Annotated in this window: 15 protein-coding genes; 8 read left to right on the top strand and 7 right to left on the bottom strand. The window is 64.4% G+C overall.

Annotation, left to right across the window (positions count from 1 at the left end):
* Positions 1 to 5: 5 nt before the first annotated feature.
* The 3 genes from J2X38_RS07755 to thiS are packed head-to-tail and all read right to left on the bottom strand — an operon-like array spanning position 6 to position 1335.
* On the bottom strand, positions 6 to 782 hold the full coding sequence (locus J2X38_RS07755; RefSeq protein ID WP_310252909.1) for a thiazole synthase: 777 nt from the start codon (positions 780 to 782) through the stop codon (positions 6 to 8).
* Positions 783 to 784: 2 nt separating this feature from the next.
* On the bottom strand, positions 785 to 1135 hold the full coding sequence (locus J2X38_RS07750; protein WP_310252907.1) for a VOC family protein: 351 nt from the start codon (positions 1133 to 1135) through the stop codon (positions 785 to 787).
* The gene (thiS, locus tag J2X38_RS07745) at positions 1135 to 1335 is read right to left on the bottom strand and encodes a sulfur carrier protein ThiS (RefSeq protein ID WP_310252905.1); all 201 of its coding nucleotides are present in this window, start codon (positions 1333 to 1335) and stop codon (positions 1135 to 1137) included. Before thiS ends, J2X38_RS07750 begins: the two co-directional genes overlap by 1 nt.
* 81 nt (positions 1336 to 1416) lie before the next feature.
* On the opposite strand from thiS, the gene J2X38_RS07740 reads away from it, so the two are divergent.
* The 4 genes from J2X38_RS07740 to J2X38_RS07725 all read left to right on the top strand — a co-directional run bounded on the left by J2X38_RS07740 (position 1417) and on the right by J2X38_RS07725 (position 5226).
* Positions 1417 to 1869 (top strand): type II 3-dehydroquinate dehydratase, encoded by a 453-nt coding sequence (locus J2X38_RS07740; RefSeq protein ID WP_056373913.1) that lies wholly within the window; start codon positions 1417 to 1419, stop codon positions 1867 to 1869.
* A 70-nt stretch (positions 1870 to 1939) separates the two neighbouring features.
* Positions 1940 to 2419 carry an acetyl-CoA carboxylase biotin carboxyl carrier protein gene (gene accB / locus J2X38_RS07735; protein WP_056373910.1) on the top strand — a complete coding sequence of 160 codons (480 nt, stop codon included), beginning with the start codon at positions 1940 to 1942 and terminating at the stop codon, positions 2417 to 2419.
* An 8-nt stretch (positions 2420 to 2427) separates the two neighbouring features.
* The gene (gene accC / locus J2X38_RS07730) at positions 2428 to 3789 is read left to right on the top strand and encodes an acetyl-CoA carboxylase biotin carboxylase subunit (RefSeq protein WP_310252902.1); all 1362 of its coding nucleotides are present in this window, start codon (positions 2428 to 2430) and stop codon (positions 3787 to 3789) included.
* Positions 3790 to 3861: 72 nt separating this feature from the next.
* The gene (locus J2X38_RS07725) at positions 3862 to 5226 is read left to right on the top strand and encodes a L,D-transpeptidase family protein (RefSeq protein ID WP_310252900.1); all 1365 of its coding nucleotides are present in this window, start codon (positions 3862 to 3864) and stop codon (positions 5224 to 5226) included.
* A gap of 47 nt (positions 5227 to 5273) precedes the next feature.
* Here the strand turns inward: J2X38_RS07725 and J2X38_RS07720 are convergent, their stop codons facing one another.
* Positions 5274 to 6041, bottom strand: a complete 768-nt coding sequence (locus J2X38_RS07720; protein ID WP_310252898.1) for a helix-turn-helix transcriptional regulator — start codon at positions 6039 to 6041, stop codon at positions 5274 to 5276.
* A gap of 93 nt (positions 6042 to 6134) precedes the next feature.
* On the opposite strand from J2X38_RS07720, the gene J2X38_RS07715 reads away from it, so the two are divergent.
* Positions 6135 to 7379, top strand: a complete 1245-nt coding sequence (locus J2X38_RS07715; protein ID WP_310252896.1) for an MFS transporter — start codon at positions 6135 to 6137, stop codon at positions 7377 to 7379.
* 49 nt (positions 7380 to 7428) lie between these two features.
* Here the strand turns inward: J2X38_RS07715 and J2X38_RS07710 are convergent, their stop codons facing one another.
* Entirely contained in the window at positions 7429 to 8118 is a 690-nt protein-coding gene (locus J2X38_RS07710; protein ID WP_310252894.1) for a murein L,D-transpeptidase catalytic domain-containing protein, read from the bottom strand.
* A gap of 226 nt (positions 8119 to 8344) precedes the next feature.
* On the opposite strand from J2X38_RS07710, the gene arsC reads away from it, so the two are divergent.
* On the top strand, positions 8345 to 8689 hold the full coding sequence (gene arsC / locus J2X38_RS07705; protein WP_310252892.1) for an arsenate reductase (glutaredoxin): 345 nt from the start codon (positions 8345 to 8347) through the stop codon (positions 8687 to 8689).
* A gap of 179 nt (positions 8690 to 8868) precedes the next feature.
* On the opposite strand, the gene recF is transcribed toward arsC, so the two are convergent.
* Positions 8869 to 9978: a DNA replication/repair protein RecF gene (recF, locus tag J2X38_RS07700; protein ID WP_310252890.1), complete on the bottom strand. Its 1110-nt coding sequence runs from the start codon at positions 9976 to 9978 to the stop codon at positions 8869 to 8871.
* 243 nt (positions 9979 to 10221) lie between these two features.
* On the opposite strand from recF, the gene J2X38_RS07695 reads away from it, so the two are divergent.
* Together J2X38_RS07695 and J2X38_RS07690 are read left to right on the top strand one after the other, a co-directional pair.
* Positions 10222 to 10350 (top strand): hypothetical protein, encoded by a 129-nt coding sequence (locus J2X38_RS07695; protein WP_269433267.1) that lies wholly within the window; start codon positions 10222 to 10224, stop codon positions 10348 to 10350.
* Positions 10351 to 10407: 57 nt separating this feature from the next.
* Positions 10408 to 10587: a PspC domain-containing protein gene (locus tag J2X38_RS07690; protein WP_039580111.1), complete on the top strand. Its 180-nt coding sequence runs from the start codon at positions 10408 to 10410 to the stop codon at positions 10585 to 10587.
* Between the two features lie 343 nt (positions 10588 to 10930).
* On the opposite strand, the gene rpoC is transcribed toward J2X38_RS07690, so the two are convergent.
* Positions 10931 to 15214, bottom strand: coding sequence for a DNA-directed RNA polymerase subunit beta' (rpoC, locus tag J2X38_RS07685; RefSeq protein ID WP_058539958.1), 4284 nt, complete (start codon positions 15212 to 15214; stop codon positions 10931 to 10933).
* Positions 15215 to 15230: the final 16 nt, after the last annotated feature.

Here is a 15230-nt window from a genome sequence, read left to right as displayed (position 1 = left end):
AGGGCTTAGATAAGCCCCGCCAGCGGGCTCGACGGATCGGCGTAGCGACGAACGCCCATGCGCCCCGCGAGATAGGAATCGCGTCCGGCCTCAACCGCGAGCTTCATCGCGCGCGCCATGCGGATCGGGTCTTTCGCTTCAGCAATCGCGGTGTTCATGAGTACACCGTCGCAGCCAAGCTCCATCGCCACCGCGGCGTCGCTCGCCGTCCCGACGCCCGCATCGACGAGCACCGGCACCGAGGCGCCTTCGACGATCAGGCGGATCGTGACGCGATTCTGGATGCCGAGGCCCGAGCCGATCGGCGCGCCCAAAGGCATCACCGCGACCGCGCCTGCGTCTTCCAATTGCTTCGCGGCGATCGGATCGTCGACGCAATAGACCATCGGCAGGAAGCCTTCCTTAGCGAGCACTTCGGTCGCCTCCAGCGTCTCGCGCATGTTCGGATAGAGCGTCTTCGCCTCGCCGAGCACTTCGAGCTTCACCAGATCCCAGCCGCCGGCCTCGCGCGCCAGCCGCAAGGTGCGGATCGCGTCGTCGGCGTTGAAGCAGCCCGCGGTGTTGGGAAGATAGGTGATCTTCCTGGGGTCGATAAAGTCGGTGAGCATCGGCGCCGTCGGGTCCGAGACATTGACGCGCCGCACCGCGACGGTGACGATTTCCGCGCCCGACGCCGCGACCGCCGCGGCATTCTGCTCGAAATCCTTATATTTTCCGGTGCCGACGATCAGGCGCGATGTGAAAGTCCGGCCGGCGACCGTCCAACTGTCGATCTTGTCCACATTCAATCCTTATTCTGTACCACATTCGCGATGTCGCCGAGCGGATCGCGAACGAAAAACCGGCGGACGCCCCACGGCTCGTCGCGCAGGGCGTAGACTATCTCGTGCCCTGCCGCGACGGCCCGCGCATGCACAGCATCGACATCGTCGACACCCACCGAATAGGCGGGACGCAGCCCCGATGGATCTTCGGTCAGGATGCTGATCTGCGCCATCGGCTGGGTGCCCGAGCGATAGATGGTGATGAAATCCATCGCCATCGCGATTTCCAGCCCCAGCACATCGTTGAAAAAGCCCTCGCCGGCCCGCGCGTCGCCGGCATAGCGGTTGGGTATGATCCGTGCGACCGGCATCAACCGCCCCCCACGAAATGCACGATTTCGAGCGCATCGCCCTCGGCGAGCGCGACGTCGGCGAGCGTCGAGCGCGGCACGATGTCGCGATTGCGCTCGACCGCGATCTTCTTCACGTCGAGGCCGAGCGAGGCGACGAGGTCGGCGATGCTGCCTTCGCGCACCTGCCGTCGTTCGCCGTTGAGGATGACCGAGATCACTGGGGAATCCGCCTTGCTTTGCCTTTTGCCGAGCAGCCCATATAGGGGGAGCGCGCCTCCTCGCAACCGAAAGCCAAACCCTTGACCAACGAGCGTACCGACAAGCCGACCGTCTTTGTCTTCTCCGGCCCCAACCTCAACCTGCTCGGCACCCGCGAGCCCGAGATTTACGGGCACGACACGCTGAACGACATCCACGCGCGGCTCGAGGCGCAGGCGGACGAGCTGGGGCTGCGCGTCGAATGTCGCCAGACGAACCACGAAGGCGTGCTGATCGACTGGCTGCACGAAGCCTATATCGCGGGCGCCAAGGCGGTGCTGCTCAACGCCGGCGGCTATACGCACACCTCGATCGCGATCCACGACGCGATCCGGTCGATCAAGGTGCCGGTGATCGAGGTCCATCTGTCGGACCCGATGACGCGCGAGGAATTCCGGCACATCAGCTATGTCGGCATGGCCGCGGTGGCGCATTTTGCCGGGCATGGCGCGAACAGCTATACGCTGGCGCTGGACGCCGCCGCCCGTCTCTGACAATAGGGCGCATCAAAAACGGGGTCAGAGCGCCGCATCCAACGGCGCCGCAACAACAGGAAATATTCTCATGGGTGACCATAAAGACAATGGCATCAACGTCGATCCGGCCTATGTGCGCGCGCTCGCCGAGCTGCTCGACGACACCGGATTGTCCGAAATCGAAGTCGAGGACGGCGAGCGCAAGATCCGCGTCGCGCGCACGCTGAACGCCGCGCCCGTCGCTTACGCTCCCGCCGCCGCGCCGGTTGCCGCAGCCGCCCCGGCCACCGCCGCAGCGCCCGCTGCTGCCGCGGCCCCGGCCGCCGACAGCTTCGCCGACGCCGTCAAATCGCCGATGGTCGGCACCGTCTATCTCTCACCCGAACCCGGCGCACCGAATTTCGCCGCGATCGGTTCGGCGGTAAAGGCCGGCGACACGGTTCTCATCGTCGAGGCGATGAAGGTGATGAACCCGATCACCGCGCCGGCGTCGGGCACGCTGAAGGCCGTGCATGTCGAGAACAGCCAGCCGGTCGAATTCGACCAGCCGCTGTTCACCATCGGCTGATCAAAAAAATGGCCATCGAAAAGCTCCTGATCGCCAACCGCGGCGAGATCGCGCTGCGCATCCATCGCGCGTGCCATGAAATGGGCATCAAGACCGTCGCGGTCCATTCGACCGCCGACGCCGACGCGATGCACGTCCGTCTTGCCGACGAAGCGGTGTGCATCGGTCCGCCCGCGGCGAAGGACAGCTATCTCAACATCCCCGCGATCATCTCGGCCGCCGAAATCACCGGCGCCGACGCGATCCACCCGGGCTATGGCTTCCTGTCCGAAAACGAGCGTTTCGCCGAAATCATCGAAGCGCATGACATGATCTTCGTCGGGCCGAAGCCCGAGCATATCCGCACGATGGGCGACAAGGTCGAAGCGAAGCGCACTGCGGTCGCGCTCGGCCTGCCGGTCGTTCCGGGCTCGCCGGGCGCGGTCACCTATGGTGAAGAGTGCCGGAAAATGGCCGAGGAAATCGGCTATCCGGTGCTGATCAAGGCCGCATCGGGCGGCGGCGGCAGGGGCATGAAGGTCGTCCCCGACGCTGACAGCCTCGAAAGCCTGATGGGTCAGGCGTCGAGCGAAGCGGCGGCAGCGTTCGGCGATCCGACCGTTTACATGGAAAAATATCTCGGCAACCCGCGCCACATCGAATTCCAGGTGTTCGGTGACGGCCGGGGGACTGCGATCCATCTTGGCGAGCGCGACTGCTCGCTCCAGCGCCGCCACCAGAAAGTGCTCGAGGAAGCCCCGTCGCCGATCATTTCGGCCGAGGAACGCGCGCGCATGGGCAAGGTGTGCGCCGACGCGATGGCGGCGATGCACTATCGCGGCGCCGGCACGATCGAATTCCTGTGGGAAAATGGCGAGTTCTTCTTCATCGAGATGAACACGCGCATCCAGGTCGAGCATCCAGTGACCGAAATGATCACTGGTTTCGACCTCGTCCGCGAACAGATTCGTATCGCGGGCGGATCGGACCTGTCGGTGAAACAGGAAGACCTGGAATTCCGCGGCCATTCGATGGAATGCCGCATCAATGCCGAGGACCCGCGCACCTTCCTGCCCTCGCCGGGCAAGGTCACCAATTACCACGCCGCGGGCGGCATGCATGTGCGCGTCGATAGCGGGCTCTACGCCGGCTATTCGATCCCGCCCTATTACGACAGCATGATCGGCAAGCTGATCGTTTACGGCCGCACGCGCGAAAGCTGCATGATGCGGATGCGCCGCGCGCTCGAGGAAATGGTGATCAGCGGCGTCAAGACGAACATCCCGCTGCATCAGGCGCTGCTCGCCGACCCCGATGTCATCCACGGCGACTATACGATCAAGTGGCTCGAGGAATGGCTGGCAAAGCAGGATGAGGCGGCGAAAGCCTGACATCTATTCTTGCGACGGAGTGTGCGGCAGCTCACTTTAACTGCGGATGCTTTTTGGCTATGGGCTTTAACCATGGTCAAAAACTCCCCCTTTTCGGCGCGTCCAGCTGCGGCGCTTCTTCTTCCGCTGAGCCTGCTCGCGGTGCCCGCTTTCGCGCAGCCGGGGGTCAAGGAGGATTCGGTGATCCTCCAGCCCGACAAGGTGCAGGACGACGCCCCCGTGGTCGAAACCGCGGCCGAAGCGAATTTGCCGAGCTGGTCGAAGCAGAATGCCGAGGCGCTGCTGGTATCGATCGAGGGCGTCGGCGCCGAAGGGCTGTTCGCGAAGGATTATAGCCCCGATGCGCTCGCCGCCGCGATCATGAGCGGCGATCAGGAGCGGCTCGACAAGACCGCGACCGATACCTTCCTGCTGCTCGCGACGCACCTGCGCGACGGGCGGACGCCCAATGCGGCGCGCAAGCAGTGGTTCATGGTCGACAGCGATGGCGACAGCGAGCCCCTGCTGTCGCTGCTCGCCGCGGCGCTCGGTGCGGGCACAGTGAGCGAAACGCTCGCGACGCTCGACCCCGTGCATCCCGATTTCGCGGCGCTCAAGGCGTCGCTCAAAAAAGCGAAGACAACCGCCGACGCCAATGCGATCCGCGTCAACATGGAACGCTGGCGCTGGATGCCGCGCGCGCTCGGCGAACGCTATGTCGTCAGCAACGTCCCCGAATATCTGACGCGCGTCGTCCATGGCGGCACGATCATCGCGACGCACAAGGCCGTCGTCGGCAAGTCGGCGACCCCGACGCCGCAGCTCAACCCGATGGCGACGGGCATCATCGTCAACCCGACCTGGACGCTGCCGCGCAGCATCATCAACGAAGGCATCGGCGCCACGATCGCGCGCAACCCGGCAGCGGCGCGCGCGCAGGGCTATACCTGGACGGGCAGCGGCAAGACGCTGTCGGTCGTGCAAAAGGCCGGCGCGAACAACGCGCTGGGCGTGATGAAGATGGAGATGCTCAACCCGCACGCCATCTATCTGCACGACACGCCGTCGAAGGGCGCGTTCGCCGCCGCGGCGCGCGCGTTCAGCCATGGCTGCATCCGTACCGAGCGCGCCCTGCACTTCTCGGGCCTGATGGCAGTGATGTTCGCCGGGAAAAGCCCCGAAGAATTCGGCGAGGCGATCGCAAGCGGTGCGACGACGCGCTTCGGGTTCGAGAACCCCTTCCCCGTCTATGTCGCCTATTGGACCGTCATTCCCGACGGCAAGGGCGGCACCAAGAAGCTCGCCGATATCTATGGCCGCGACGCGCCCGTCGTGGCGAGCTTTTCCCAGCCCGGCCGCCCGACCGCGACGATCATCGCGCCGACGCCGCCCCCCGTGGTTCCGACGGTGACGACGACCGCGCGTGTCACGACGCCGGGGACCAGCGGGATTTACTGAGCACCACGTCGAACGGAGCCGTCGCTCGGGCGACGGCTCCGAATATATCACGGCAAGCGGTAGCGGCTCGGCGGAACGCCGAGCACGCGCTTGAACATTGTGGAAAAATTGCCCGGACCATCATAGCCGAGATCATAGGCAATCGACGTCACCGGCTCCCCCGCCGCCAGTTTCGGAAGGGCAACCGACAGGCATGCCTGCTGGCGCCATTCGGCGAAGCTCATCGCCGTCTCGCGCCGGAAGAGCCGGGTGAAGCTGCGGCGGTTCATTCCCATGGCATCGGCCCATTCATCGATCGTCGCAGCCGCGTTCGGCCGTTCGAGGAAGGCGTGGCATCGCCTTGCGAGCGCGGGGTGCGACGGGAAAGGAACCGCCAGCGGGATCGGCGGCGCCGCGTCGATTTCCGCCATCAGCAGATGCATGACCAGCCCGTCGCGCCCGGCGACATCATATTCGGGCGTCACATGCGCGGCGGCGGACAGCAGGTGGCGAAGCAAGGGCGACACGCCGACGACCTGACACTGGAACCCCCGCCCGGCACATTCTCCGGGTTCGACGAGAACGCTGCGCGTCTGCACCGCGCCCACCATGCGCACCGAATGCGGCGTGCCGCCCGGAATCCAGACCGCGCGCTCGGGCGGCGCCACCCAGGCGCCCGAGGGTGTGCTGACCGCCATCACACCGCTCGCGGCATAAAGAAACTGGCTGCGACGGTGCCGATGCTCGGCCAGCTCGAACGAGTCCGGATAATCGTGACCAATCGCGATGACCGGCCGGGCCACATGATCATTCTCGTCGGGATAAAATTGCATCATGTCCCACTCGCAGAAATGATTGGCTCATACAAGCAAGCGGGAAATAAACACCCTTGCTAGAGGCGCGCTTCCCGAAAAGCGAAAGACCCGATCGTGACCGATTCCGCCGCCAGCCTGCCCGCCTCCCCCGACATGCTTCCCCCCGCCGCGCCGCGTCAGGATGGCCCCAGGCTCGTCGTGCAGATCGTCGGCGCGGTCGCTTTCGCGCATCTTCTGAACGACCTGATCCAGGCTGTGCTTCCGGCGATTTACCCGATGCTCAAGGAAAAATATCATCTGAGCTTCGGCCAGATCGGCTGGATCGCTCTGATCTATCAGGTCACCGCCTCGCTGCTCCAGCCATGGGTCGGTCTCTATACCGACAAGCGCCCGCTGCCCTATCTGCTGCCGCTCGGCATGGTCGTCACGCTCGCCGGGGTCGGCGGTCTCGCGATGGCGGACAGCTATTCGGCGCTGATCCTCGCCTCCGCCGTCATCGGCGTCGGATCGGCGACCTTCCACCCGGAGGCTTCGCGCGTCGCGCGAATGGCGTCGGGCGGCCGCTTCGGAACCGCCCAGTCGGCGTTTCAGGTCGGCGGCAATACGGGCTCGGCGCTCGGCCCCATCGTCGCGTCGGCGATCATCCTGCCGTTCGGGCAGACCGCGGTCGGCTGGCTCGCCTTCGTCGCCATTGCGGCGATCTGGGTGCTCTTCGGCGTCACACGCTGGAGGGTCCAGCACAGCCGGGCGCAGGCCAGCGCGCCCGCCGCCGTCCCTGCCTCGCCGCACAGCCGCCGCGAAATCATCCGTGCGCTTTCGGCGATCGGCATCCTGATGTTCGCGAAGTTCATCTATATCGGTGCTTTCACCAACTATTTCACCTTCTACCTGATCGAACGCTTCGAGCTGACCGCGCGCGAGTCCCAATTCTATCTCTTCTGCTTCCTCGCCGCGATCGCGGTCGGGACCTTCGCGGGCGGACCGGTGGGCGATCGCATCGGCCGCAAAGCCGTGATCTGGGCGTCCTTCCTCGGCGTCGCGCCCTTCGCGATGATCCTGCCGCACGCCAATCTTTTCTGGACGACGATCTTCGCCATTTCGATCGGCCTGATCATGTCATCGGCGTTCGCCGCGCTGGTGGTCTATGCACAGGAACTCGTCCCGGGCCGCGTCGGGCTGGTGTCGGGGTTGATGTTCGGCCTGATGTTCGGGATCAGCGGGATCGGCGCGGCCGGGCTCGGCCAGCTTGCCGACCTTTATGGCATCGTCTGGGTGTATAAATTTTGCGCCTATCTGCCCCTGCTGGGCCTCGCGACAATCCTGCTACCGCGCTCCGACGAGCATCGACGAACCATCTGAATAGAGGTTCGTCGAATGCGCGCATCGCCGGGTTGGCTGGTGGAAGCGCTTAGTCCGCGGTCTTTGGCAGTGGCCCGCTGATCGAGCTCGCGCGCCGCAGATTCTCCATGCCCGGAAGCGGGTCGGAGGGCGGCAGTTCGAACGGCTTGGGCATCGGCGGCGGCACGCTCAGCCGGTCGGCGAACAGCAAGCGCCCCGGCCCGAGCTTGTAGAGGATCATCGGCAGCAGCTCTTCGCCGAACACGAAGCAGCCCTCGCTGCGCCCCAGCTTGCCCTGCGTCGCGATCAGCGCCGGGTCGGCGTACCAGGCGCCGTGCACGACGATCGCGCGTTGGTCGGCCGAATAATTGTCGGGCTCGAGGCCCGCGAGCCGCATCGACGATCCGTTGGCGCCCCAATAATAGTCGCTGGTGCGGTACGCACCGCGCGAGGTCGCGAGCGAGCCCATGCGGTTCGAGAAATTCTTGAGCCAGCCGTCGTGCTGCGGGTCCGATCCGCGGCCGTGCGTCACGGGGAACATGTCGACCTTGCCCGCGATCATATCGACCAGCGCAAAGCGCGGGCGCGATGACGGCAGGCCGAAATCGACGACGCCGACGCGGTCGCTCTGCGGGATATTGCGTCCCTGCATCGCGAGCTGCTTCTTCGCCACGGCGAGATAATCGACCGGCGGCGGCAAAGGCGCCACCGGCTGCTGAATCCAATTGGGGAGCTGTGCGCGTGCGGGCACGGCGGCCATCGCCCCCGCCCCAGCCATCGCTGCCAACATCGCCCGTCGATCGATCAATTCATTCACTTGCAACCCAACCCCGCATTGGCCGCCTTTTACGGTCCCTCGACTTTGCATAAGTCGTGTGTTGGCCGCGAAAGGCAAGCTGATGGTTCCCCTTCATGCGGGAAGATGTGCCATATATGCCATGAATAGCGAGTTTACGCTGCTGTAAGGCTGCGTTAGGACACGCGCCATGAACGCGACCATCTGGCACAACCCCGCTTGCGGCACCTCGCGCAAGACGCTGGCGATTCTTCAGGAAACGCCCGGCGTCGCGCTGACGGTCGTCGAATATCTGAAAAACCCGTACAGCGCGGACAAGCTGCGCCAGCTGTTCAAGGACGCCGGGCTGACCGCGCGCGACGCGCTGCGCCTGCGCGGCACCGACGCCGAGGAACGCGGATTGAAGGACGCGAGCGAGGAAGCGATCATCGCCGCGATGGCCGCCAACCCCGCTTATGTCGAGCGCCCGATCGTCGAAACCGATAAAGGCGTGAGACTGTGCCGCCCGCAGGATTTGGTGCTCGACATTCTTTGAATCAGTCGACTTCTATGGGGTGAGCGGATCTCCTCTTTTCGTCATCCCGGACTTGATCCGGGATCCCGCTGTTTTGAGGCATCGGCGGGCTTCGATCTCAAGCGGGACCCCGGATCAAGTCCGGGGTGACGATGATTGAGGAGGCAACTTCCGGTCGGCTACGGTCGCAGGGCCAATAGCTAACCCGCCCCAATCCGCCCGCCCGCGATCCGGAAGCGCGTCACCGGCCCCGGCATGTCGTCGAACAGCGCCGCCTCGGTCCCAGTCAGCCACGCCTGCCCGCCCTGCCCCGCCAGCCGCTCGTAGAGCGCGCCGCGGCGCAGCGGGTCGAGGTGCGCGGCGACCTCGTCGAGCAGCAGCACGGGCCTTTGAGCACGCGCGCGCGCGACGCTGTCGCTGTGCGCGAGGACGAGCGAAAGCAACATCGCCTTTTGCTCGCCGGTCGAACAGCGCGCCGCGGCGCGGCCGGTCGCGGCGTGGACGGCGGAGAGATCGTCACGGTGCGGTCCGGCGGTCGCGCGCCCCGCGGCGGTGTCGATGCGGCGGCGGGATGCGAAGAGCGACTTGAGCGCCTCGACGTCGTGCGGCGCCGCCCGCGCGGCACCTTCGCTGTCGACCAGCGTCAATAGCGGGCGCGCGAAGGGTGCGTCGGGCTGGCCCGCGAGTTCGGCCGATAGCCCCGCGAGCATATTCTGCCGCGCCGCATCCATCGCCGCGCCATGCTCGGCGAGCTGCGCTTCGAGGCTCGTCAGCCATTGCTGGTCGGCTTGCGCGGGATCGGCGAGCAGTTTGCCGCGCGCGCGGAGCGCCGCCTCGTACCGGTTGCTGTGCTGCGCGTGCCGCGGGTCGAGCGCCAGCACGAGCCGGTCGAGGAAGCGCCGCCGATTGCCCGCGGTCTCGACGAACAGCCGGTCCATCGCGGGGGTCAGCCACAAGACCGCCAGCCAGTCGCCGAGCGCAGTCGCGGCGGCGGTCGCGCCATTGATGCGCACGATCCGCCGCCCGGGCTGCGCGGCCTCGATCCCGGTTCCCAGCGCCACCGGCGCGAGCTCGGCACCCGCCTGAACCTCGGCAAAGACGGCAAAGCCGCCGTTCGCGCCGTCGCGCACCATGTCGGAGAGCGCGGCACGGCGGAGGCCGCGGCCGGGCGCGAGCAGCGAGATCGCCTCCAATATATTGGTCTTGCCCGCGCCATTGTCGCCGTGCAGCGCGACAAGCCCCGGGGCGGCCGCCATGTCCGCGCCGGCATGATTGCGAAAATCGGTCAGCGAAAGGCGGGTCAGTGTCATCTGCCTGTCCGCCTACCCCAGCCCATCGCGCGATTCCAGTCCGGCGCCAGCCGGAGTTCCTTTGAATATTTTCCGACTAGCGGGAATTTTCACCATCTTGGCGTATTTTTCGCGACGAAATAATCTGTCGCGGACCCGAAAACCCCGCTTAACCGCCAATGAATGAAATTGGCACGGTCCCTGCATTAGTGTCGGCATCCACCGGATGGCCCGGAATGGAAGGTTCAAGGAAGGAAAAATATCATGGCCCATTTCAATGTCGACTCGTTCAAGAGCTACGCGATTGCCGCCGTTGCCTCGCTTTACTGCTCGATGATGTTCCTCGCCGCTGTCGGCCCGAACGCTGTGCACTTCGGTGGACTGGTCGCCTGACCAGTCCCCTAACCCGCCAATAACGCCGGCCCGAAGGCCGGGATCGAAAGGAAAGAAATGAAACAGGGTTTTCGCAAGAATCGTCGCGACGGGATGATTTTCGGTGTGTGCGCCGGGATGTCAGACCAGTTCGGCATCGACGTCTTGTGGACGCGCGTCGGCTTTGTCGCCCTGACGCTTTTGGGCTTCGGCCTGCCTCTGCTGCTGTACCTCGCCGTCGCGATCCTCGCGCCCTAGGACAGAGCCAAGGGCCGGACGCTTTCAACGCAGTCGCACCGGCCCGCATATTCCCAGGACCAAGGGCTCACCGGCCACCCCGGTGGGCCCTTTTCTATTTGTCGGCTAGCGACGATTGCGGACTCCAACACTCGCGTCACCCCGGACTTGATCCGGGGTCCCGCTTGATGTCGCAGTCTGCCGACGCCTTTTAAAAGCGGGATCCCGGATCAAGTCCGGGATGACGAAGGGTAAGGATCCCACCGTCCGCTCTCGGCTCCAAAGCCACCGAAGAAAAAGCCCCACCGGATCGCTCCGGCGGGGCTTGTCTTTTCAGGCTGTTACCCGGGAACGAGGGTCAGGCTTACGCCTCCTCGTCCTTGATCAGGTAATCGCCGGCATCGGCATCGCTGCCGTGGGTCTCGCCTTCGACGACACCCAGCGGATCGTCGCCGATCGCAGCTTCCGGGCCCTGCGCCAGTTCGGCGGCATGCTCTTCGGCAGCGGTCGCAGGCGCAATCAGATGCTCCTGGTTCGCGGCGCGCATGGAGGCGCGCAGCGCGGCATCCTTGCTCGACGCGGTGACGCGGACGCGGTTCATGGCAGCGCCGGTGCCCGCCGGGATGAGGCGGCCGACGATGACGTTTTCCTTGAGGCCCTGCAGCGAGTCGATCTTGCCCTGCACCGAAGCCTCGGTGAGAACGCGGGTCGTCTCCTGGAAGGACGCCGCCGAAACGAAGCTGCGGGTCTGCAGCGACGCCTTGGTGATGCCGAGAAGAACCGGACGGCCCTCCGCAGGCACGCCATTCTTCGGCAGCTTGGCGTTATATTCCATCATCTCCAGATAATCGAGCTGTTCGCCCGGCAGCAACGTGGTGTCGCCGCCAGCGGTGATCTCGACCTTCTGCAGCATCTGGCGAACGATCACCTCGATGTGCTTGTCGTTGATCTTCACGCCCTGCAGTCGATAAACTTCCTGGATTTCCGCGACCAGATATTCGGCCAGTGCTTCCACGCCCATGACGTCGAGGATGTCGTGCGGGTTCGGCGAACCGCTGATCAGCGCGTCGCCGCGCTTGACCTGATCGCCTTCCTGCACTTCCAGCACCTTCGACTTGGGAATGAGGTACTCGATCGAATCGCCTTCTTCCGGAACGATCGCGATCTTGCGCTTCGCCTTGTAATCCTTGACGAATTCAATGCGGCCGCTGATCTTCGCGATAACGCTGTTGTCCTTCGGAATGCGCGCTTCGAACAGCTCGGCAACACGCGGCAGACCGCCGGTGATGTCGCGCGTCTTCGAAGCTTCGCGGCTGACACGCGCCAGAACGTCGCCCGCCTGCACTTCCTGACCGTCCTCGACCGACAGCATCGTGCCGACCGCGAGCAGGTAGCGTGCCGCTTCACCCGACTGATCGTCGAGCAAGGTCAGGCGCGGCTGAAGGTCTTCCTTCTTGGCGCGGCCCGCCGAGCGATATTCGATCACGACGCGCTGGGCGATGCCCGTCGCTTCGTCGACCTGTTCGATCAGGGTCTTGGTATCTTCCAGATCCTGATACTTCACGACGCCCTGCTTTTCGGTGATGAGCGGCATGGTGAACGGATCCCATTCGGCAATCCGGTCGCCCTTCTTCACCTTCTCACCGTCCTTGTGCATGATCTGCGCACCATAGGGCAGCTTGTGCGTCGCGCGTTCGCGACCTTCGGCGTCGATGATCGCGATTTCGCCCGAACGCGACAGCGCCAGACGGCGGCCGCGCTGGTCGACGATCGTCGCCATGTCGCGATATTCGATCGTACCGTCCGAAATCGCTTCGGCGTTCGACTGCTCGTTGACCTGCGCCGCACCACCGATGTGGAACGTACGCATCGTCAGCTGCGTGCCCGGCTCACCGATCGACTGCGCGGCGATAACGCCGACAGCTTCACCGATGTTGACCGGCGTTCCGCGCGCAAGGTCGCGGCCATAGCATTTTCCGCAAACACCCAGCACCGCTTCGCAGACGAGCGGCGAACGGATCTTGACCGACTGGACTTCGGCGTCCTCGATCCGCTGCGTCGTCGGTTCGTCGAGCAAGGTGCCCACCGGAGCGATGACATTGCCGTCCTTGTCGACGACGTCTTCGAGCGTGGTACGGCCGAGGATGCGTTCGCCCAGCGAGGCGATCGTCGAACCGCCCTGGATGATCGCACGCATTTCCATGCCGCGTTCGGTGCCGCAATCTTCCTCGATCACGACGCAGTCCTGCGACACGTCGACCAGACGGCGGGTCAGGTAACCCGAGTTCGCCGTCTTGAGCGCCGTATCGGCCAGACCCTTACGCGCACCGTGGGTCGAGTTGAAATATTCAAGAACGGTCAGACCTTCCTTGAAGTTCGAGATGATCGGCGTTTCGATGATCTCGCCCGACGGCTTGGCCATCAGGCCGCGCATACCGGCGAGCTGCTTCATCTGCGCCTGCGAACCACGGGCACCCGAGTGCGCCATCATATAGATGGAGTTGATCGGGGCCAGACGGCCGGTCTTCGGATCCTTCGGCTCGGCGCGGATTTCGTCCATCATCGCGTTCGCGACCTTGTCGCCGCACTGCGACCAGGCGTCGATCGCCTTGTTGTACTTTTCCTGCTGCGTGATCAGGCCGTCCTGATACTGCTGCTCGAAATCCTTCACCAACGCGCGGGTTTCGTTGACCATTCCTTCCTTCGACTCCGGGATGATCATGTCATCCTTGCCGAAGGAAATGCCCGCCTTGAACGCGTTGCGGAAGCCCAGCGCCATGATGGCGTCGGCGAACAACACGGTCTCTTTCTGGCCGGTGTGACGATAGACCTGATCGATCACGTCGCCGATTTCCTTCTTGGTCAGAAGGCGGTTGACGACGTCGAAGGGCACAGTGTGCGACTTCGGCAGGCATTCACCGATCAGCATGCGGCCCGGCGTGGTCTCAAAGCGCTTGAGATACTCATTGCCCTGCTCGTCGGTCTGCGGGACGCGGCTGATCACCTTGGTGTGCAGCGTGACCGCGCCGGTGAACAGCGCCTGATGCACTTCGGCCATGTCGGCGAGCAGCATGCCCTCGCCCGGCTCGCCTTCGCGCTCCATCGAGAGATAATAGAGACCGAGAACCATGTCCTGCGACGGAACGATGATCGGCTTGCCGTTCGCGGGGCTGAGGATGTTGTTGGTCGACATCATCAGCACGCGCGCTTCCAGCTGCGCCTCGAGGCTCAGCGGGACGTGAACGGCCATCTGGTCACCGTCGAAGTCGGCGTTGAACGCGGCGCAGACCAGCGGGTGAAGCTGGATCGCCTTGCCTTCGATCAGCACGGGTTCGAACGCCTGGATGCCGAGGCGGTGAAGCGTCGGGGCGCGGTTCAGGAGGACCGGGTGCTCGCGAATGACTTCGTCGAGGATGTCCCAGACTTCCTTGCGTTCCTTTTCGACCCACTTCTTCGCCTGTTTCAGGGTCATCGACAGACCCTTGGCGTCGAGGCGCGCGTAGATGAACGGCTTGAACAGTTCGAGCGCCATCTTCTTCGGCAGGCCGCACTGGTGCAGCTTGAGTTCGGGACCGGTCACGATGACCGAACGGCCCGAATAGTCGACGCGCTTGCCGAGAAGGTTCTGACGGAAGCGGCCCTGCTTGCCCTTGAGCATGTCGGACAGCGACTTCAGCGGACGCTTGTTCGCGCCCGTGATCGTACGGCCGCGGCGGCCGTTGTCGAACAATGCGTCGACGGCTTCCTGCAGCATGCGCTTTTCGTTGCGGACGATGATGTCCGGCGCGCGCAGCTCCATCAGGCGCTTCAGGCGGTTGTTGCGGTTGATCACGCGGCGATACAGGTCGTTGAGATCCGACGTCGCGAAGCGGCCGCCGTCGAGCGGCACCAGCGGGCGCAGTTCGGGCGGGATGACCGGCACGACTTCGAGGATCATCCACTCGGGACGGTTGCCCGATTCGATAAACGATTCCACGACCTTGAGGCGCTTGATGATCTTCTTGGGCTTGAGCTCCGACTTCGTCGTCGCGAGATCTTCCATCAGATCGGTGCGTTCCTGCTCCAGATCGAGATTTTCGAGGAGCACGCGGATCGCCTCGGCGCCGATGCCGGCCGAGAAGGCGTCTTCGCCATATTCGTCCTGCGCGTCGAGCAGTTCGTCTTCGGTCAGAAGCTGGAACTTTTCGAGCGGGGTCAGGCCGGGCTCAAGAACGATATAGGCTTCGAAATAGAGGACGCGTTCGAGCTGCTTCAGCTGCATGTCGAGCAGCAGGCCGATGCGCGACGGCAGCGACTTCAGGAACCAGATGTGCGCGACCGGCGCGGCGAGCTCAATATGGCCCATGCGCTCGCGGCGGACCTTGGTCACCGTGACTTCGACACCGCATTTTTCGCAGACGATGCCCTTGTATTTCATGCGCTTATACTTGCCGCACAGGCATTCATAATCCTTGATCGGGCCAAAGATGCGCGCACAGAACAGGCCGTCACGCTCGGGCTTGAACGTGCGGTAGTTGATGGTTTCGGGCTTCTTGATTTCGCCGAACGACCACGAGCGGATGCGCTCGGGGCTCGCGATGCCGATCTTGATCATGTCGAAGGTTTCGGGCTTCGCGACCGGGTTCATGAAGTTGGTAAGCTGGTTCATATTCTAAGCTCCACTC

It is taken from the genome of Sphingopyxis sp. BE235, from assembly GCF_031457175.1.
Lineage (GTDB): Bacteria > Pseudomonadota > Alphaproteobacteria > Sphingomonadales > Sphingomonadaceae > Sphingopyxis.
Note: the sequence above shows the minus strand (reverse complement) of the source record. Positions and strands in the feature narration are given on the sequence as shown.